The organism is Paralimibaculum aggregatum, assembly GCF_030270585.1.
In the GTDB taxonomy this organism is placed as follows: domain Bacteria; phylum Pseudomonadota; class Alphaproteobacteria; order Rhodobacterales; family Rhodobacteraceae; genus Thermohalobaculum; species Thermohalobaculum aggregatum.
On the sequence record NZ_BSYI01000026.1, the window covers coordinates 17,148 to 36,929 of the forward strand.

Annotated in this window: 15 protein-coding genes; 10 read left to right on the plus strand and 5 right to left on the minus strand. The window is 69.8% G+C overall.

Annotated elements, in window-relative coordinates:
- Nucleotides 1-11 precede the first annotated feature (11 nt).
- Nucleotides 12-899: a LysR family transcriptional regulator gene (locus QSJ97_RS15530; RefSeq protein WP_285672752.1), complete on the minus strand. Its 888-nt coding sequence runs from the start codon at nucleotides 897-899 to the stop codon at nucleotides 12-14.
- Nucleotides 900-1,002: 103 nt separating this feature from the next.
- On the opposite strand from QSJ97_RS15530, the gene QSJ97_RS15535 reads away from it, so the two are divergent.
- The 3 genes from QSJ97_RS15535 to ggt all read left to right on the plus strand — a co-directional run bounded on the left by QSJ97_RS15535 (nucleotide 1,003) and on the right by ggt (nucleotide 4,027).
- Nucleotides 1,003-1,500 carry a lactoylglutathione lyase family protein gene (locus QSJ97_RS15535; RefSeq protein WP_285672753.1) on the plus strand — a complete coding sequence of 166 codons (498 nt, stop codon included), beginning with the start codon at nucleotides 1,003-1,005 and terminating at the stop codon, nucleotides 1,498-1,500.
- 138 nt (nucleotides 1,501-1,638) lie between these two features.
- A complete protein-coding gene (locus QSJ97_RS15540; RefSeq protein WP_285672755.1) occupies nucleotides 1,639-2,379 on the plus strand; it encodes an IclR family transcriptional regulator in 741 nt (246 codons plus the stop codon).
- Nucleotides 2,380-2,398: 19 nt separating this feature from the next.
- Entirely contained in the window at nucleotides 2,399-4,027 is a 1,629-nt protein-coding gene (gene ggt / locus QSJ97_RS15545; RefSeq protein WP_285672756.1) for a gamma-glutamyltransferase, read from the plus strand.
- 23 nt (nucleotides 4,028-4,050) lie between these two features.
- On the opposite strand, the gene QSJ97_RS15550 is transcribed toward ggt, so the two are convergent.
- Complete coding sequence (locus QSJ97_RS15550; RefSeq protein WP_285672758.1) at nucleotides 4,051-4,629, minus strand: cupin domain-containing protein; 579 nt, start codon at nucleotides 4,627-4,629, stop codon at nucleotides 4,051-4,053.
- Between the two features lie 165 nt (nucleotides 4,630-4,794).
- Between QSJ97_RS15550 and QSJ97_RS15555 the strand changes: the two genes are divergently transcribed.
- The 6 genes from QSJ97_RS15555 to QSJ97_RS15580 are packed head-to-tail and all read left to right on the plus strand — an operon-like array spanning nucleotide 4,795 to nucleotide 12,845.
- Nucleotides 4,795-6,816, plus strand: coding sequence for a hydantoinase/oxoprolinase family protein (locus QSJ97_RS15555; RefSeq protein WP_285672759.1), 2,022 nt, complete (start codon nucleotides 4,795-4,797; stop codon nucleotides 6,814-6,816).
- The gene (locus tag QSJ97_RS15560; protein WP_285672760.1) at nucleotides 6,813-8,486 is read left to right on the plus strand and encodes a hydantoinase B/oxoprolinase family protein; all 1,674 of its coding nucleotides are present in this window, start codon (nucleotides 6,813-6,815) and stop codon (nucleotides 8,484-8,486) included. Before QSJ97_RS15555 ends, QSJ97_RS15560 begins: the two co-directional genes overlap by 4 nt.
- The gene (locus QSJ97_RS15565) at nucleotides 8,483-9,766 is read left to right on the plus strand and encodes an NAD(P)/FAD-dependent oxidoreductase (RefSeq protein WP_285672761.1); all 1,284 of its coding nucleotides are present in this window, start codon (nucleotides 8,483-8,485) and stop codon (nucleotides 9,764-9,766) included. The genes QSJ97_RS15560 and QSJ97_RS15565 overlap by 4 nt, the downstream gene beginning before the upstream one ends.
- A 53-nt stretch (nucleotides 9,767-9,819) precedes the next feature.
- On the plus strand, nucleotides 9,820-10,944 hold the full coding sequence (locus QSJ97_RS15570) for a C4-dicarboxylate TRAP transporter substrate-binding protein (RefSeq protein WP_285672762.1): 1,125 nt from the start codon (nucleotides 9,820-9,822) through the stop codon (nucleotides 10,942-10,944).
- A 49-nt stretch (nucleotides 10,945-10,993) separates the two neighbouring features.
- Entirely contained in the window at nucleotides 10,994-11,524 is a 531-nt protein-coding gene (locus tag QSJ97_RS15575) for a TRAP transporter small permease (RefSeq protein ID WP_285672763.1), read from the plus strand.
- A 13-nt stretch (nucleotides 11,525-11,537) separates the two neighbouring features.
- On the plus strand, nucleotides 11,538-12,845 hold the full coding sequence (locus QSJ97_RS15580; protein WP_285672764.1) for a TRAP transporter large permease: 1,308 nt from the start codon (nucleotides 11,538-11,540) through the stop codon (nucleotides 12,843-12,845).
- Here the strand turns inward: QSJ97_RS15580 and QSJ97_RS15585 are convergent.
- Both QSJ97_RS15585 and QSJ97_RS15590 read right to left on the minus strand, forming a co-directional pair.
- Nucleotides 12,814-15,510, minus strand: a complete 2,697-nt coding sequence (locus QSJ97_RS15585; RefSeq protein ID WP_285672765.1) for a cation-translocating P-type ATPase — start codon at nucleotides 15,508-15,510, stop codon at nucleotides 12,814-12,816. The two genes, QSJ97_RS15580 and QSJ97_RS15585, sit on opposite strands and share 32 nt — an antisense overlap.
- A 111-nt stretch (nucleotides 15,511-15,621) precedes the next feature.
- The gene (locus tag QSJ97_RS15590; protein ID WP_285672766.1) at nucleotides 15,622-16,542 is read right to left on the minus strand and encodes a hydrogen peroxide-inducible genes activator; all 921 of its coding nucleotides are present in this window, start codon (nucleotides 16,540-16,542) and stop codon (nucleotides 15,622-15,624) included.
- A gap of 178 nt (nucleotides 16,543-16,720) precedes the next feature.
- On the opposite strand from QSJ97_RS15590, the gene katG reads away from it, so the two are divergent.
- Nucleotides 16,721-18,931 carry a catalase/peroxidase HPI gene (katG, locus tag QSJ97_RS15595; RefSeq protein WP_285672767.1) on the plus strand — a complete coding sequence of 737 codons (2,211 nt, stop codon included), beginning with the start codon at nucleotides 16,721-16,723 and terminating at the stop codon, nucleotides 18,929-18,931.
- Between the two features lie 66 nt (nucleotides 18,932-18,997).
- Here katG and QSJ97_RS15600 read toward each other — a convergent pair whose 3' ends face one another.
- A complete protein-coding gene (locus tag QSJ97_RS15600) occupies nucleotides 18,998-19,777 on the minus strand; it encodes an IclR family transcriptional regulator (protein WP_285672769.1) in 780 nt (259 codons plus the stop codon).
- Nucleotides 19,778-19,782: the final 5 nt, after the last annotated feature.

Below are 19,782 nucleotides of genomic sequence, written 5' to 3' on the forward strand. Positions count from 1 at the left end.
CACGGGCGCCGTCAGAGCCCGGCGGCAAGGCTCCGGATCACCTCCGCCACGCGCCTGATGCGGGCGGGCATCTGCCGGCCGCGGCGCGAGACCAGCCAGAGTTCGTGGTGGCGCCGCTGCGGCAGCGCGGCGACCGACAGCAGGTCCCGGCGCGGATAGGCGTCGAGCCCGCTGCGGGGCAGCAGCGTGTAGCCGATGCCATGCGCCACCGGTGTCGGGATCTGGCCGATCTGGTTCACATGGGCGCGGATGCGGAGCCGGTCGGCGCCCTCGAACTCGCCCGGGAAGTTCAGCGTGAAGAGCTCGTCGGCATAGGCATGGCCATCGGGATGCGCGACGAAGCCCCGCGCCTCGAGATCGCCGAAATCGAGCGGCGCGCCCTCGGCATCAGCGGGCAGGATGAGGCAGAGTTCCTCCTGGCCGATGCGCCGCGCCTCGAGCCGCGGGTGCCCGGGATCGCGGCCGGCCACCCCGAGATCGAAACGCCCCTCCAGCACGCCCTCCGGCACGCGGACCGCCGGTGCCGCCTCGAGATGGATCTCGAGCTGCGGCGCGTGCTGCATCAGCGGCAGCAGCATGGGCTGGAGCAGCAGCGCGAAGCTGCCTGAGCAGGCGACCGCCACCCGGCCGCTATCGGGATCGTCCGCCCGGATCGCTTCGCGCAGGCGCTGCTCCTCCTGCCGCCGGGCCTGGCCGAGCGCCAGAACCGCCTCGCCCGCCGGCGTCGGCACGAAGCCCTTGCCCTGCCGCGAGATCAGCGGCTGGCCGAGCTGCGCCTCGAGCTTCCGGAGGTGCTGCGAGACGCCGGGCTGGGTCATCGCGAGCCGGTCAGCGGCGCGGGTGAAATGGCCGGTCTCGCAGAGCACGGTGAAGGTCTCGAGCCAGCGTGCGTTGAGCATGGTGATTACAGAGTGTTATGATTTCGAGATGTAATGATAATTGGCATGCAGGGGAACGGCTGTCCATATCCGGCGCGACAGCAACCCGAAAGGATCACGCCCCATGCAGCCCACGCCCCGCAGCTTTTCCCATATCGGTCTCTCGGTTCCCGATCTCGACGCGGCCGTGACGTTCTATGCCGAGGTGCTCGGCTTCTACGTGATCATGGCGCCGACCGAGGTGGTCGAGGACGACAGCGAGATCGGCCGGATGTGCACCGATGTCTTCGGCCCGGGCTGGCAGCGCCTCCGGATCGCGCATCTGGCGACCGCCGACCGCATCGGCATCGAGCTCTTCGAGTTCGAGGGCAATGCGGCGCCCGCGGAGAACCTCGATTTCCGCCGGCACGGCACCTTCCACTTCGCCATCCAGGATCCGGATCTCGAGGGACTGCTGGCGCGGATCGTCGCCGCCGGCGGAAAGCAGAGGATGCCGGTGCGCGAGTACTTCCCGGGCGAGAAGCCCTATCGGATGGTCTATGTCGAGGACCCGTTCGGGATCGTCTTCGAACTCTACAGCCACAGTTACGAGCTGACCTATTCCGCCGGCGCCTATGCCTGACACCTGGATGCGGTGAGCTGACCGGCACAGCGCCCGGCCCGATGGGCCGGGCGTTCCCGTTTTCATTTGCGCTTGACAGCCATTCCGATGCGCTGCAGCATCTGTATATCGGATGCAACAACCGATAATCGGACAAGCATGGCGCCAGATATCAGTCTCTCGGCCGCGAAGGCCTTCACCGTGTTCAAGGCGATCTGCCGGCTGGGCGAGCCGTGCTCGATCGCGCAGATCGCGGAGATCGTCGGTTATCCGCGGACCGTGATCACGCGCATGGTGGCCACGCTCGAACATCACGACTTCATCACGCGGAACCCGCAGAGCGGGCTCTATGCGGTCAGCCCGATGCTGCTGCATTTCGTCCAGAGGGGGCTGATCCGGAACCCGGTGCTGAGCCGGGTCGATCTCATCATGAACGATATCGTGCGGGTGACCGGCGATACCGCCCTCTACATGATCCGGAGCGACGAGACGGCGCTGGTGATCAGCCGCGTCGAGGGCTCCGCGCCGGTGCGCGTGCTGGCCTCCGAGGTCGGCATGGAGCTGCCGCTGCATTGCGGCGGCGCGCCGCTGGTGCTGCTCGCGCATGCGCCGGAGGAAGAGATCGCGCGCTATCTCTCGGGCACGCTGGTGCGCCGCACGGCGGCCACCGTCACCGACCCGCAGGCGATCCGGGCGCGTCTCGAGGAGGTGCGCCGCGACGGCTACTCGGTCGGCAATGGCGATCTGTTCGACTTCGTCGTGGGTGTCGGCGCGCCGGTCTTCGATGCCGGCGGCAAGCTCGCCGGGGCGGTGAGCGTCGGCAACATCACGCAGCGCTACACGCCGGAACGGGCCCGCGAGGTCGGCCGGATCCTGCTGGAAACCATCGCGAAATACTGAACGTCGGGAGGGGGATGCGATGACACGAGGCCGGGAAAGCAGCAGGCGGGCGATGGTCGTGACGCCGCAGCCCGAGGCGACGGAATGCGGCGCGGAGATCATCGCGGCGGGCGGAAACGCCGTCGACGCGGCCATCGCCGCCGCCTTCGTGCAGGGCGTCGTCGATCCGCTGATGTGCGGCATCGCCGGCTTCGGCAGCATGGCGGTCTGGCAGGCGGCGGACGGCGCGCACGAGTATGTCGACTTTCACGCCCCGGCCCCCGCCGCCGCCCGGCCGGATATGTGGGAGGACCTGATCGAGGGGGAGGCCCGCGACGGCTATGGCTTCGTGCTGCGCGGCCGGGTCAACGATATCGGCTACCGGTCGATCTGCGTGCCGGCTTCGCTCAGGGCCTATGCGACGGCGCATGAGCGGCACGGGCGCATGCCCTGGGCCGAGCTGCTGAGCCATGCCATCGGCTGGGCGCGCGGCGGCTGGGTGGTGCGCCCGCATGTGCATGGCTGGTGGTCGATCCCGTCGGAGATGGGCCGGACGGCGAACAGCGAGCGGATCGCGCATACCCCCGCCAGCCGCGCGCTCTACTGCCGCGAGGATGGAACCCCGAAGCAGGTCGGCGACCCCGTGCGCAACCCGGATCTCGGGGCTGTGCTCGAGACCATCGCCCGCGACGGGGCGGACGCCTTCTACACCGGCGACATCGCTGCCGCGATCGCCGCGGACATGCGCGCCAATGACGGCCTGATCACCGCCGAGGACCTCGCCTCCTATCGCGCCCGGATCGCCCGGCCGATCGAGACCGAGTATCGCGGCCACAGGGTCACCACCAACCGGCCTCCGGGCGGCGGGCTGATGCTGGCCGAGATGCTGAACATCCTCGAGCGGTTCGACCTCTCCGCCATGGGGCACAACAGTGCCGAATATCTCCGCACCGTCGCCGAGGCGATGAAATGGGCGACCATCGACAAGGACCGCCATATCGGCGACCCCGACTTCGTCGAGGTGCCCGTCGAGCGCCTGCTCTCGAAGGCCCATGCGGCGGCGCTGGCGGAGCGTATCCGCAGCGGCGAGAAGGCCGAGGTGCCGCGCTTCTCGCCCGCCGGGCCGAGCCGCGACACGACGCAGATCTGCGTCGTCGACCGGGACGGCAGCTGCGTGTCGATGACCCATTCCCTCGGCATGCCCTCGGGCGTCGTCACCGAGGGGCTCGGCTTCATGTACAACGGCTGCATGGGGGTGTTCGATCCGCGGCCTGGCCGGGCCGGCTCGATCGCGCCGGGCAAGGCGCGGTTCAGCTCGATCTGCCCGACGATCATCTTCCGCGACGGCGCGCCGCGCCTGGTGATCGGGGCGCCCGGGGCGACGCAGATTGCCATGGGCGTGCTGCAGGCGGTGCTCAATGTCATCGATTTCGGCGCCTCGATGTCGGATGCCGTGGCCTGGCCGCGCTTCTCGGCCACGAGCGACATGATCGACGTGACCAACCGCATTCCGCATGGCGTGACCCGCGCGCTGGAGCATGAGGGCTACGAGATCGTGCGCAGCCCGACGAGCTACGGCATTGCCTGGGTGCACGGGATCCTGCTCACGGATGACGGCCCGCAGGGTGGGGCCGACCCGGCCACCGACGGGATGGCAATGTCGTGCTGAATGCGATGCCGTCGCCTGCCGTGCTATTGCGTGTTGATCCAGATGATCTCGGCGCCGCGCTCGCCGACGCATTCGAAGCGGTGCGGCCGGGTGGAGACGAAGCCGAAGCTGTCGCCCTCGGTGAGCAGGTAGATGCGCCCCTCGACCTCGAGCCGCAGCGCGCCGCTCAGCACGTATCCCGCGTCGAGGCCGGGATGGCCATAGGCCTCGGGGCCGGAACTGCTCGCCGGCTCCATGCTCACCAGCATGAGCTGCAGCCCGTCGAGCGCCTGCGGCGTGAGCAGCCGCTTGGCGATGCCCTGCGCGCTGACCGCGAGATCGGTGCCGCGGTTCTGCCGGACGACGATGCCGTCGGCCTCGGCATCGTCGCTCTCGGCGAAGAAGTAGGAGAGCGGAACCGCGAAGCTGGTGGCCAGCTTGTTGAGCGTGCGGATCGAGGGGGAGGAGATCCCGCGCTCGATCTGGCTGAGCGCGCCGATGGAGATCTGCGCCCGGGACGAGAGCTCCTTGAGCGACAGCGCATGGCCCTTGCGCAGCATCCTGAGCTTGTCGCCGATCGATGGCTCGGCCGTCGTGTCCTGCCCGGACCTCTTGTCCTGCATGTCCTGTTCCTCCCTCGGGCGCTTGCCTTTTTTCAAGCATTTCAAGCTCATGCAAGAGAAGTGAAAAAAATTCTTAAAAATTACATTTTTGATGAAAATATGATTGACATCGTTCCGTCAAGATGAATTTTTATGGATAAAGATTCACTTTTGGGGAGCCACGCGATGCGGGTGGGAGTTGAAGTCGGCGGCACGTTCACGGATCTCGTTGCCGTGGACGAGGGGGAGATCCAGATCTGCAAGGTGCCGTCCACACCTGCCTCGCCCGATATCGGCGCGCTGGCATCGCTGGATCAGGCGGGGATCATGCTGGCCGGCGTCGGCGATCTGGTGCACGGCTCGACCGTGGCGACGAATGCGCTGCTGGAGCGCAAGGGCGCGAAGGTCGCCTTCGTGGTGACGCGCGGCTTCCGCGACATCCTCTTCCTGCAGCGCCACGACCGGCGGAACATCTACGACCTGCGCTACAAGCGCCCCAGCCCGGTGGTCGAGCGGGCCGACTGCTATGAGGTGGCCGAGCGGATCGATGCCTCCGGCACGGTCATCGCCGCGCTGGATGTCGAGGCGGCGGTTGCCGAGCTGGCGCCGAAGCTGCGGGCGGGCGGCTATGATTCGGTGGCGATCTGCCTGCTCTCCTCCTATGCCAATGCCGCGCATGAGGAGGCGCTGCGGGCGGCGCTGAACGCCGCCCTGCCGGAGATGCTGGTGACCGCCTCGGCGGATGTCACGCGGGAGTTCCGGGAGTTCGAGCGGGCCTCGACGGCGACGCTCGCCGCCTATGTGCAGCCGGTGATCGACAGCTACCTGTCGCGGCTCGACCGCGAGCTGGTGGCGCGCGGGTTCTCCAGCCGCTTCTCGATCATGCAGTCGAATGGCGGGCGGATCCCGGCCCGGGCGATGCGGCGCAACGCGATCTCGGCGCTGTTCTCCGGCCCGGCGGCAGGGGTGGTCGGCGCCATCCGCCAGGCCGAGCGGGCAGGCACCGGCAATGTCATCACCTTCGACATGGGCGGCACCTCGACGGATGTCTGCCTCGTCACCGACGGCAAGCCCGGGATCTCGCCGGATACCGAGCTCGACGGGCTGCCGGTGCGGACCCCGGTGATCGACATCGCCACGGTCGGTGCCGGCGGCGGCTCGCTGGTCTGGATCGACGACGGCGGCATGCTGCGGGTCGGCCCGCGCAGCGCCGGCGCCGAGCCGGGCCCGGCCTGCTATGGCAAGGGCGGCACCAAGCCGACGATCACCGATGCCCATGTGCTGCGCGGCACGATCCGGCCCGAGGCCTTCCTCGGCGGCGCCATGGAGATCGACCGCGCCGCGGCCGAGCGGGCCTTTGCGCCGATCGCCCATGCGCTCGGCCTGAGCATCCCGGAGGCGGCCTCGGCGGCGCTGCGCCTCTCGGTGGCCAACATCGTGCGCGCGATCCAGCTGGTCTCGACCGAGAAGGGCAACGACCCGCGGGACTATGCGCTGGTGCCCTATGGCGGCGCCGGTCCGCTGCTGGCCGCCGAGATCGCCGACGAGATGCAGCTCGACCGGGTGATCGTGCCGCCGAACCCCGGCGTGCTCTCCGCCTATGGCCTGATCGCCTCGGACTTCTCCAAGATCAGCGCGATCACCCGGCGCTTCGTGGTGGACGGGGACGCGCCGGCGCGGATTCGCGCCACCCATGCCGAGATGGAAGCCGCGGCCCGCGCCGATTTCGCCAGCTTCGGGCTGACCGACGGGCTCGGCTTCGAGTTCGTCGCCGACATGCGCTTCGTCGGCCAGGCCTTCGAGGTTCCGGTGGAGCTGAGCCCGGCGACGCTGGCCGGGCTCGACGCGGCCAAGCTCGAGGAGCTGTTCCAGCAGGCACATCACCGGATCTTCCTGCATGGCGGCTCGAAGGGGCAGAAGATCGAGGTGGTCGGCTTCCGCATGACCGTGTCCCGCCCGCTCGAGTCGCTGCCCGCCTTCCGCGAACGCGCCAATGCGGCCGAGACGCCGAAGGAAAGCCCGATCGTGCTGGCGGATGGCAATGCGGTCAGCGCCGCGGTCCGGGCCGCGGCATCCCTCACCCTCGACGCGCCGGTCGCCGGGCCGGCGCTGATCGAGGGCTATTCCTCGACGACCTATGTGCCGCCCGGCTGGCAGGTCTGGCGCGATGCCGATGACAACCTGACCATGACGAGGACCGCGAAATGACCGTCTCCCCCATCGATTACGCCATTCTCAGCCAGGCGATCCTCGCAGCCGCGCGGGAGATGGGCGCGAAGCTGGTGCGCTCGGCCTATTCGACGATCCTGCGCGAGGCGCGGGACGGCTCCGCGGCGATCCTCGACCGCGACGGCAACACCGTGGCCCAGGCCGAGCTGATCCCGATGCAGCTCGGCACCATCGGGCTGGTCTTCCAGGCCTGCGCGCGGGAATACGATCTCGACGCCGTCGGCCCGGACGATTTCTTCGTGATGAACGACGCCTATTCCGGCGGCCAGCACCTGCAGGACGTGTTCTTCTTCCACCCGATCTTCGCCGGCGACCGGCGGGTGGGCTTTGCGGCCTCGGTGGCGCATCACCTCGATATCGGCGGCGGCAGCCCGGGGCTTTCGGTGCATGCGCGCGACGTGCATTCCGAGGGCATCATCATCCCGCCGACCAAGTTCTCGATGGCGCGCGACTGGAACGGCGGCCCGCTCGAGCGGATCCTGCGCGCCAATGTCCGCGCGCCGCTGCAGACCATGGGCGATTTCAACGCGCAGATCGCCGCGAACCGGATCGGCGCGCAGCGCATCGGCGAGATGTGCGCGCGCTACGGCGCCGAGACCGTCGAGGCGGTGATGGCCGAGTTCCAGGCCTATACCGAACGGCGGGTCCGCGCCGCCATCGCCGAGGCGCCGGACGGCACCTATACCGGCGAGGCGGTGCTCGACGATGACGGCCTCGGCCGCGGGCCGATTCGGGTCCGCTCCACCGTCACCATCGCGGGCGACCGCATCAGGGTCGACTATGACGGCACCGATCCGCAGGTCGCGACCTATCTGAACGCGCCGCTGGCCGGGACGATCTCCGCCACCATGTCCTGCGTGAAATCCGTGCTCACCTCGCCGGACATTCCCTTCAATGCCGGGCTCACCCGTTCGGTCGAGGTGGAGGTGCCGAAGGGCAGCATCCTCAACCCGCATTACCCCGCACCGGTGCGGGCCCGGATGCTGTCCTGCTACCGCGCCTTCAACGCGACGATGAACGCGCTCTCCCAGGCGGTGCCGGAGAAGGTGATCGCCAACGGCTTCGACTGCACCACCGTCGCCTGCCTGAGCTGGCTCAACGACGGCGCCTACTCGGTCTATCTCGAGATCTTCGGCGGCGGCTATGGCGCATCGGCCGACGAGGACGGCTGCGATGCCATCGACAGCCCGATGTCCAACTGCGCGAATACCCCGGTCGAGGCGGTGGACCAGGACTATGCGTTCTTCCGGGTCGAGGAATACGCGCTGACGCCGGACAGCTTCGGCCACGGCACCGCGCGGGGCGGCACGGGCTTCGTGAAATCCTATCGGATCCTGCGCGACGGCGCGACGGTGGCGCTCTATGGCGACCGCTTCACCACCGCGCCGCAGCCGCTCTTCGGCGGCGCGCCGGGCACCACCGCGGCCTGCGAGATCCGCCGCGGCGACGAGGTGATCAGCCTGACCTCCAAGGACATGAAGGAACTCCGTGCCGGAGACCTGGTGACCTTCCGCCTCGGCGGCGGCGCCGGCTACGGCCCGGTCTCGGGCCGGTCCGCCGAACGCATCGCCGAGGATCTGCGCAACGGCCTGCTGACGCGCGAGACCGCAGAGCGGGTCTATCCGGCGCAGCTGGTTGCCGCGGAATGACGTTGTCTGCCGATCTCTGGTCCCGCTCCTTCTGGTGGGCCACATCCGCCGAGCCGGCGCCCGAGGGCGACCGGCCCGAGGATGCGGATGTGCTGGTGATCGGCGGCGGCTATTCCGGGCTCTCGACGGCGCTGCACCTCGCCGAGGCGGGCAGGCGCGTCACCCTGCTCGAGGCGCGGGAGATCGGCTTCGGCGCCTCGGGGCGCAACGGCGGGCAGGTGATTCCCGGGCTCAAGATCGACCCGGTCGCGATCCGCGCGCGCTGGGGCGCCGAAGCCGGGCAGCGCCTGGTGGATTTCGTCGGCACTGCGGCGGATCGGGTCTTCGACCTGATCGACCGGCATGGCATTGCCTGCGATCCGCAGCGCAGGGGCTGGGTGCAGGCGGCGCCCTCCGAGGCGGCGGCGACGCTGCTCCGTGCCCGGGCGCGGGACTGGCAGGCAGAGGGTGCCGCGGTCGAGATTCTCGATGCCGAGCAGGTCGCCCGCGCCACCGGGGCGGCCTGCTATCGCGGCGGGCTGCGCGATGCGCGGGCCGGCACGGTCAACCCGCTCGCCCTGGCGCGGGGGCTGGCGCGGGCCGCGCGCGCGCAGGGGGCGCGGATCGTCACCGGCCAGCCGGTGCGGGCGATCCGCCGGACCGGTGCGGGATGGACCGCGGATCTCGGCAATGCGTCGGTTTCCGCGCCGACGATGGTGCTTGCCACCAATGCCTATGACGCGGCGCTGCTGCCGAGGCTCGCGCGCTCGCTGCTGCCGGTGCAGTCCAACATCATCGCGACGGCGCCGCTCGACCCGGCGGTCGCCGCGCGCATCCTTCCCGGCGGCGCCTGCTGCTCGGAGGCCCGCCATCTCGCGCTCTACTACCGCGTGACGCCGGACCGGCGGCTGGTGATCGGCGGGCGCGGCGGTGTCGGCGCGACCCATTCGGCGGCGCTGCAACGGGCGCTCGAGAGCGCCATGCGCCGGATGTTTCCCGGGATCGGCGATGTCCCCGTCGCGCATGCCTGGTCCGGCCACCTGGCGCTGACCATGGACGGGCTGCCGCATGTCCACGCCCCCGAGCCGGGCCTCTGGGCGCTGGCCGGCTACAACGGCCGCGGCATCGCGATGGCGACCGCGCTCGGCGCGGCGCTCGCCGCCCGGATCGCCGAGGGCCGCCCGCTGCCGCTACCCGAGACACCGGTTTCGCCGCTGCCCTGGCACGGCTTGCGCCGCCCGGTGATGAACGCCGGCGTGCGCTTCTACTGGCTGAAGGATCGACTGGGGCTCGCCGCATGAGCGGGGGGCACGAGAACCGCCGGCATCCGACCGGCACCAACTGGGAGACGATCATGACCAAGCTTTCGACCAAGGCCCTGCTTCTGGCCTCCGCCATGGGCGTTGCGCTGCCCGCCGCCGCGACGGAGATCACCGCCTCCGTCTGGTTCCCGGACACCCATCCGCTGACCCGCGACGGCTACATGGAGCTGGCCAAGACGCTGGAGGAGACCTCGGGCGGCGACCTCACCCTCAAGCTCTATACCGGCACCTCGCTGCTGCCGCCGGTGGCGCATCTCTCCGGGCTGACCGACGGCATCGTGCAGATGACCTATCATGCCGGCACCTACACCCCCTCGGACCTGCCGGAGGACAACACCCTGGCCGCGCTCGCCATCGGCCTGCCCAACAGCATGGCCACGGCACTCGCGGTGGCGGAGTTCTACATCAACGACCCGGCGATGCAGGCGATGTTCGAGCGCCTCGGCATCGTCTTCCTCGGCTCCTATGCCACGCCGCAATACGTGATGATGTGCGCCGAGGAGGTCCGCACCCTCGAGCAGGTGGCGGGCAAGAAGCTGCGGATGCCGAGCCCGGTCCACGCCGCCTGGGCCGAGAGCGTCGGTGCGGTGCCGGTCAACGTGCCGTCCTCGGAGATGTTCTCCGGGCTCGAGAAGGGCCAGCTCGACTGCGCCATCAACGCCGCCAACGATCTCAAGTCGCGCTCGCTCTGGGACGTCGCCAAGCACACCACGCTGCTCGGTTTCGGCCCCTATTTCGCCGGCTGGGAATACGCCATGGCGCAGGATGCCTGGGCCGACCTGACCGATGCCGAGCGGCGGATGCTGCTCGATGCCATGCCGTCGAACATCGTGCACCTGGTCGCGGCCTATTTCGCGACCTCGGACGAGGCGCTGGCCGAGGCCGATGCGCATGGTGTCGCGGTGACCGAGCCGGCCGACGATCTGGCGAACAGCCTCAGGGACTTCGTCGCCAACGAGGTCGCGGAGATGGCGGTCGCCACCGGCGAGAAGCTCGGCGCCGAGGACCCGGCAGGCCTCGCCAGCCGCTTCCGCGAGACCTACGAGAAATGGGAAGGCCTGCTGAAAGACGTCCCTGCGGACGACTACGACGCGATCGCCGCGCTCTTCAAGGCCGAGGTCTACGACAAGGTCGACGCCTCGGCCTACGGGCTCTGAGCGGGACCTGACAGGCTGACCAGAGGCTGACCACAGGGAGGCGACGACGATGGCCGCACTTGTCGACAGGGCGCTGCTGCTGCTCGCGCGGGGGCTGATGTTCCTCGCGGGGCTGGGGCTCGCGCTCATGATGATCCAGACCGTGGCCGACGTCGTCGCCGACAATTTCTGGCGGCGCCCGATCCCGGGCAATCTCGAGGTGATCTCGGTCTACCACATGGTGCTCGTGGTGTTCCTGCCGCTGGCCTATGTCGAGTGGCAGCACGAGAACATCGAGGTCGACCTGCTGTGGCGCCTGATGCCCGGCTGGCTGCAGCGCGCCGTGCTGGTGCTCGGCTATGCGGTCTGCGTCGCCTTCTTCGCGATCCTCGCCCGGCAGACCTGGTTCGACGCGATGAAGGCGATGGCCAAGGACGAGATGATGATGGGCAATGTCTACGTGCTCATCTGGCCGGCGAAGTTCGTTCTGCCGATCGGCTTCGCGGCGATCTGCCTCGTCTCCCTCCGCCATGCGGTTCATGCCGCGATCGACCCGGATTTCTCGCCCGACCCGGCGGATCCGACCGAAGGCCATATCTGAGAAGGGGTCCGGTATGGACAATGTCGCGATCGGATTTCTCGGCCTCGGCGCCGGGGTGTTCCTGCTGCTGCTGCGGGTGCAGATCGGCGTTGCGCTGGGGCTGGTGAGTTTCATCGGCATCGCCGTGCTTCTCAACATGCGGGCGGCCTGGGGGATCATCACGGCGATCCCCTTCAACTTCGTCGGCGACTGGAACCTGACGGCGATCCCGATGTTCCTGCTGATGGGGTTCATCGCCTCGGAGGCGGGGCTCTCGGCCGGCGTCTTCCGCACCATGCGGCTGGCGCTGAGCTGGCTGCCCGGCGGGCTCGCGGTGGCCAGCGTCGGCGCGAGCGCGGTGCTCGCCGCGGCCTCGGGCTCCTCGGTGGCCACCTCGTCGGCCTTCGCGCGGATCGCGACGCCCGAGATGCTGCGCTATCGCTACGACCCCGGCCTGGCCACCGGGGTGATCGCGGCGGCGGGCACGCTCGGCTCGCTGATCCCGCCCTCGATCCTCATGGTGCTCTATGGCTATCTCGCCGAGGTCTCGGTGGCCAAGCTCTTCGCCGCCGGCGTGCTGCCGGGGATCCTGACCGCCTTCGCCTTCACCACGATGATCGTGCTGCGCGTGCTGAGGACGCCGGCACTGGCGCCGAAGGTCGAGAGCGATTTCACCCGGGCCGAGCTGATCGCCGGGCTGCGCGACACCTGGGCGCTGCCGGTGATCATCCTCGGGGTGCTGCTCGGGATCTTCCTCGGCGTGTTCACCCCCACCGAGGCCGGCGCGGTCGGCGCCGCGCTGGCGATCGCGGTGGCGGCGCTCAAGGGCACGCTGACCCGGCGGGTGCTCGGCGCGGGGTTCCGCCAGACGCTGATCAGCACCGCGAGCATCTTCATGGTGGTCGTCGGCACCTCGCTGCTCGGGCGGTTCATGGCGCTTTCGGGCGTGCCGACCTATGTCGCCGACACCTTCATCGAATGGGGCAGCTCGCCGCTGATGGTGATCCTCGCGGTGTCGCTGCTCTACCTGATCCTCGGCTGCTTCCTCGACAGCATCGGCATCCTGCTGCTGACCATGCCGATCATCCTGCCGATGGCGCGCGAGGCGGGGCTCGACCTCGTCTGGTTCGGCATCATCCTGGTGAAGCTGCTGGAGATCGGGCTGCTGACGCCGCCGGTGGGGCTCAATGTCTACATCATCAAGGGCGCGCTGGGCGACCGGGTCTCCCTGACCACGATCTTCCGCGGCGTGGCGTGGTTCGTCGTCGTCGATCTCTTCGTCCTCGCCTTCCTCGCGCTGGTGCCGGGCTTCACCCTCTGGCTGCCGGGCCTGGTCGACTGACCGGGCCGGCGCGGCGCCGCTCGAGCGCCTTCGCCGCCTCCTCGACGCCGAGCAGGACGGCGGCGAGGCAGAGCAGCCCGGCCCATTCGGCGAGGGAGATCGGCGCGATCTCCAGCACGCCCGACAGGCCGGGCACATACATCGCCCCGACATGCAGCAGCTGCGCCGCCGGCACCGCGAGCGCCAGGAACGGGTTGCGCGCCAGCGGCATCGCGAAGACCGAGCGCGTCTCCGACCGGCTGGAAAGCGCGTGCAGGTTCCCGAACAGCACCATCAGCATGAGCGTGAGGTTGCGGGCGGCCTCCGGCGCATGCCCGCTCCAGATGAGCGCGGCGTAGAGGCCGAAGGCCAGCAGCCCCATCACCGTGCCGGCCAGCAGCACATGGCGCAGCACCCGGGCCTCGAAGATCGGCTCGTCCGGCCGCCGCGGCCGCCGGTCCAGCTCGCCGCCCTCGCGCGGCTCGAAGGCGAGGGCGACATCCTGCAGCCCGTTGGCCACCAGATTGAGCCAGAGCAGCTGCACCGCCGTCAGCGGCATCGGCAGCCCGGCAAGCACCGTGAGGAAGAAGAGCAGCAGCGCCGAGAACCCGGTGGCGATCAACAGCGCCACAACCTTGCGGATGTTGTTGTAGACGACGCGGCCCTGCTCGATGCCGGCGATGATCGAGGCGAAGTTGTCGTCGGTCAGGATCAGGTCGGCGGCGTCGCGCGCCACATCGGTGCCGCCGCGGCCCATCGCGACGCCGACATTGGCGCGCCGCATCGCCGGCGCATCGTTGACCCCGTCGCCGGTGACGGCGACGAAATGGCCGGCGCGCAGGAAGCTCTCGACGATGGTCACCTTCTGGCGCGGCTCGATGCGGGCGAAGACCCGTGCCGGCTGGATCAGCGCATCGAGCGCCGCCTCGCCGCCGGGCTCGGCGGCGCGGATCATCGGGCCGGTCACCACCGGCCCGTCGCCGTCGATCAGCTCCAGGTCGGCGGCAATCGCGCGGGCCGTCGCCGGGTGGTCGCCCGTCACCATCGCGACGCCGATGCCGCCGCGCCGTGCCTGCGCCACCGCGGCGCGGGCCTCCGGACGCAGCGGGTCGATCATCGCGACCATGCCGAGGAAGGTCATGCCGCCGAGTGCCTCCTCGGCGAGGTGCTCCGCCGCGCCCAGGCCCTCGCGCCGCGCCAGCGCGATGATGCGGTAGCCCTCGCCAGCCAGGGCCTCGAACTGCCGGGCGATCGCCGCGCGGTCGATCGGCACGGTGCCGGCGGCGGTCTCCATCGCGGTGCAGAGTGCCAGCATCTTCTCCGGGCTGCCCTTGGCGTGCAGCACGGCGCCATCGGCGCGGCGGTCCAGGCTGGCGCTGAAGGCCCGCTCGGATTCGTAGGGGATCAGCGCGAGGCGCCGCTGCTCGGCCCGCAGCGCCGAGAGCGAGAGCCCGAGCTTCTTGGCGAAGACGAGGAAGGCGACGTCGACGATGTCGCCCTCGCTGACCCAGTCCCCGCCGGAATAGTCGAGATGGCTCTCGTTCGCCAGCGCCCCCGCGATCGCCAGCGCGCGCAGCCGCTCGGTGCGCTCGCCCAGCACCGCGCCGCCGGGCCGCACCCCCGCGCCGGTGACGTCGAAGGCGGTGCCGCCGGGCAGCACGGCGCGGGCGATGGTCAGCTCGTTCACCGTCAGCGTGCCGGTCTTGTCGGAGCAGATGAAGGTGCAGGAGCCGAGCGCCTCCACCGCGACGAGCTTGCGGATCACCACGTTGCTGGCTGACATGCGCCGCATCCCGATCGCCAGCGCCACGGTCAGCGCCGCCGGCAGCCCCTCCGGAATGGTGGAGACCGCGAGCCCGATCGCCATCATCGCCATCTCCTGCGGGAGATAGCCGCCGACCAGACCCATCAGCCCGGCCAGCGCCGCGATGGCGATGCCGATCGCCGCCGCCACCTGCCAGGTGAACTGCCGGATGCGGATCATCAGCGGCGGCTCGGAGAGGCGGGCGCTGCCGAGGCTGCGGGCGATGCCGCCGATCTGTGTCTCGAGCCCGGTGGCGAGCACCTCGCCCCGGCCGCGCCCATGCGTGACCGTGGAGCCGGCGAAGCAGACGTCGTGGCGCTCGGACAGCGGGGCTTCCTCGGCCGAGCGGGTCGCGGCGGCCTTGGTGACGGCGAGCGATTCCCCGGTCAGCATCGATTCGTCCACCGCCAGTCCCTGCGCGTCGAGCAGCCGGAGATCGGCGGGCACCCGGTCGCCCGAGGCGAGCAGCACGAGATCGCCGGGCACCACCTCCTCGCTGTCGATCCGGATCGGCATGCCGCCGCGCACCACGGTGGCGTGTCCGCGGATCATCTGGCGGAGCGCCGAGGCCGAGCGGTGCGCCGAGTTTTCCTGCACCGCGCCGATCAGCGCGTTCAGCAGCAGCACGGCGACGATGAAGACCGCGCTCGGCAGCTGGCCAACCGCGAGGGCGGCGACCGCGGCGATGCCGAGGATGTAGATGAACGGATTGAGGAACTGCCGCACGAAGAGCGCGAGCGGGCCCGGCGGCGCCGGCTCGGGCAGGCGGTTGCGGCCGTGGCGGGCCAGCCGGGAGGCGGCCTCGGCGGGGGTGAGCCCGTCCTCGCGCTCCGGGGCTGGGGCGGTCGGGCGGTCCGCGACCGCAGATGCGAATCCGGTCATTGATGCTCCCTCGCGCTGCCTCTGTCTGCCGGTTAGGCGAGGCACGGAGGGGCCGCATTGCGCTGCATCAAATCCGGCCGGCCCGGATCGGCACCCCGCGGCCGGCGCGGATCAGGCCGTCAGGATGCCCTGCTGCCGGCGGAGCGTCTCGGCGGCCCCGCGCACGATCTCGGCGATCTGCAGGAGCTGCTCGGCGAGCGGGCTGGTCTTGCGCCAGACCATGCCGATGGTGCGCGTCGGCCGCGGGCTGTTGAACCGCGCCACCGAGACCGGGGCCGAGCGCAGCTCGACCGGCATCGCCATCTCCGGGATCAGCGTGACCCCGATGCCGGCGCCGACCATCTGCACCAGCGTCGAGAGGGAGCTGCCATCGAGCAGCTCGCGCGGCAGCGCCGATTGCAGCTTGCAGAAGGACAGCGCCTGATCGCGGAAGCAGTGCCCCTCCTCGAGCAGCAGCAGGCGCATCTCGCGGAGGGTCTCGCGATTCGGCACCGGCTTGCCGGCATCGGCGCTGGGCCGGACCAGGACGAAATCCTCGGAGAACAGGCGCACCTCGGTCAGCGAGGGCTCGGAGACGGGCAGGGCGACGATGGCGGTGTCGAGCCGGCCCTCGGCCAGCTCCTGGATCAGCCGGGCGGTCAGGGTCTCGCGCACGCGCAGGTCGAGCCCCGCATGGGCCCGCGAGAGATCGCCGATGATCCTCGGCAGCAGATAGGGCGCGATGGTCGGGATCACGCCGATCCGCAGGCGGCCGACCAGCCCGTCGCGCGAGGCCCGGGCCAGCTCGCCGAGCTCGTCGAGCGCGCGCAGGATCTCCCGCACCCGCACCGCGAAGGTCTCGCCGAAGCCGGTGAGCCGCACCTGCCGGGCGCTGCGCTCGAAGAGGGGGGTGCCGAGCGCCTCCTCGAGCTCCTTGATCTGCATGGAGAGCGCGGGCTGCGAGATCGCGCAATCCTCCGCCGCCCGTCCGAAATGCCCGTGCCGGGCCAGAGCCTCGAAATAGCGGAGCTGCTTGAAGGTGAAGTTTATCATAAGGCGACCTTATCGCAGCGATCAGGAGATTCAAGCTGGCCTAATCGCTCGCCTTTGTTAGAGTGCGCCCGGATCCGGTAGCGGGCCCACCTGCGAGAGGCTGCGCCGCCGCCGCGGCCCTCCAGGCGCCAGCGCCGGTGCGCCCATGCGAAACGCACAAGGACAACGGGAGAGAAGAATGGACGGAAACGACGCACCGAGCACCGGCAAATGCCCGGTCATGCACACGAATTTCGGCACCCGCTCGATTCGTGACTGGTGGCCGAACCAGCTGAACCTGAAGATCCTGCACCAGAACCCGCCCTCGATCGACCCGCTGGGCAAGGCGTTCAACTATGCCGAGGAGTTCGAGAAGCTCGACCTCGATGCGGTGAAGAAGGATCTCTATGCCCTGATGACCGAGAGCCAGGACTGGTGGCCTGCGGATTACGGGCACTACGGGCCGTTCTTCATCCGCATGGCCTGGCACAGTGCCGGCACCTACCGCACCGCCGACGGCCGCGGCGGCGCGGGCTCGGGCAGCCAGCGCTTCGCGCCGCTGAACAGCTGGCCGGACAACGGCAACCTCGACAAGGCGCGCCGGCTGCTCTGGCCGGTGAAGCAGAAATACGGCAACCGGATCTCCTGGGCCGACCTGCTGATCCTCGCCGGCAACTGCGCCATCGAATCGATGGGCGGCAAGACCTTCGGCTTCGGCGGCGGGCGCGAGGACATCTGGGAGCCCGAGGAGGACATCTACTGGGGCTCGGAGACCGAGTGGCTGGCCACCAGCGACAAGCCGAACAGCCGCTACTCCGGCGAGCGTGACCTCGAGAACCCGCTGGCCGCGGTGCAGATGGGCCTGATCTACGTGAACCCGGAAGGCCCGGACGGCAAGCCGGACCCGGTCGCCTCAGGCCGCGACATCCGCGAGACCTTCGCGCGCATGGCGATGAACGACTACGAGACCGTGGCGCTGACCGCCGGCGGGCACACCTTCGGCAAGACCCACGGCGCCGGCGATGCCGCGCATGTCGGGCCGGAGCCGGAGTCTGCCCCGCTCGAGGCGCAGGGCCTCGGCTGGCTCAGCACCTACAAGAGCGGCAAGGGCCGGGACACCATCACCAGCGGCCTCGAGGGCGCCTGGACCCCGACCCCGACGAAATGGGACATGAGCTATTTCGACGTGCTGTTCGGCTATGACTGGGAGTTGACCAAGAGCCCGGCCGGCGCCTGGCAGTGGACGCCGAAGGACCTCAAGGAAGAGGACATGGCGCCGGATGCCGAGGACGGCTCCAAGAAGGTGCCGATCATGATGTCCACCGCCGACATGGCGATGCGCATGGACCCGGAATACGAGAAGATCTCGCGCCACTTCCATGCCAACCCGGACGAGTTCGCCGATGCCTTCGCCCGCGCCTGGTTCAAGCTGACCCATCGCGACATGGGGCCGAAGCAGCGCTATCTCGGCAAGGAGGTGCCGGCGGAGGACCTGATCTGGCAGGATCCGCTCCCGGCGGTCGATCATGCGCTGATCGATGCCGGCGACATCGCCGCGCTGAAGGAGAAGATTCTCGGCTCGGGCCTCTCGAACGCCGAGCTGATCTCCACCGCCTGGGCCTCGGCCGCGACCTTCCGCGGCTCGGACAAGCGCGGCGGCGCCAATGGCGCGCGCATCCGCCTCGCCCCGCAGAAGGACTGGGAGGTGAACCAGCCGGCCCAGCTCGCCAACGTGCTGGAGGCCCTCGGCGGCATCCAGGCCGCGTTCAACGGCGCGCAGTCCGGCGGCAAGAAGGTCTCGCTCGCGGATCTGATCGTGCTCGGCGGCTGCGCCGCGGTGGAGCAGGCGGCGAAGGCGGCCGGCCATGCCGTGGAAGTGCCCTTCGCGCCCGGCCGGACCGATGCCATCGAGGAGCAGACCGATGTCGAGTCCTTCGAGGTGCTCGAGCCGGCGGCGGACGGTTTCCGCAACTACCTCAAGACCGAGTACACCGTCTCGGCCGAGGAGCTGCTGGTCGACCGGGCGCAGCTGCTGACCCTCTCGGCGCCGGAGATGACGGTGCTGGTCGGCGGCCTGCGCATGCTCGGCGCCAACCATGGCGGCGCGCAGCACGGCGTCTTCACCGACCGGCCGGGCCAGCTGACGAACGACTTCTTCGTCAACCTGCTCGACATGGGCACGGAGTGGAAGGCGAAGCCGGATGCGGACGGCGTGTTCGAGGGCCGCGATCGCAAGTCGGGCGACCTGAAATGGACCGCGACCCGCGTCGACCTGGTGTTCGGCTCGAACTCGCAGCTGCGGGCGCAGGCCGAGGTCTATGCGCAGGACGATGCCAAGGAGAAGTTCGTGACGGACTTCGTGGCCGCCTGGAACAAGGTGATGACCCTCGACCGGTTCGATCTCGCCTGATCCCCGGCGCGGGCTGACTGCGGGGGCGGCGTTCCGGCGGGAGCGCCGCCCCTTTTCGTTGCGCCCTCAGAGCATGGCGAGGTGGGAGAGTTCCGCCGCCGCCTGCCGCAGCCGCGGCACATGGCTGCGCGCCGCCGCCAGCGAGAGCCGCATCGTCGGCGCGTGGAAGGAGACCGTGGCGAGCAGCCGCTCCTGGTCGTCGAGGATCGGCATGGCGATGGCGATCATGCCCTCCATGAACTCCTCCGCATCCTCCGAGTGGCCGCGCTCGCGGGTGAGGGCGATTTCCGCGGCCAGCCGCTCGCGGTCGGTGATGGTGTGGGGGGTGCGCGCGGCGAGATGCGCCGCGCCGAGATAGCGCTTGAGATGCGTGGCGTTGAGCGTGGAGAGATACATCTTGCCGCTGGCGGTGCAGTAGAACGGCACCTCGGTGCCGACCGGCAGCTGGATGCGCAGCGGCCATTTCGTCTCGACCCGGTCGAGATAGATCATCGCCTCGCGATCCGGCACGGCGATGTTGCAGGTCTCGCCGATCTCCTCGGCGAGCGCGCCCAGCACCGCGAGGCGCGCGGTGCGCACCCGCAGCGAGGACAGCACGTTGACGCTGAGATTGCGGAGCCGCCGGCCGGGGCTGTAGGAGCGCCCGTCGACCTCGCGCATCAGGAAGCCCTCGGCCTCGAGGGTGGCGAACAGCCGGTGGATCGTCGGCTTGGGCAGGCCGATGGCCTCGTTGATCTCGGTCGGCGTGACCGGCACGCCGACCTTCGCGATGCGCTCCAGGATGAGCAGCAGACGGAGGTTCGTGGGAACATTGCTGTCGGGCTTGTCCTTGTCGGCTCCGTCCATCTCGT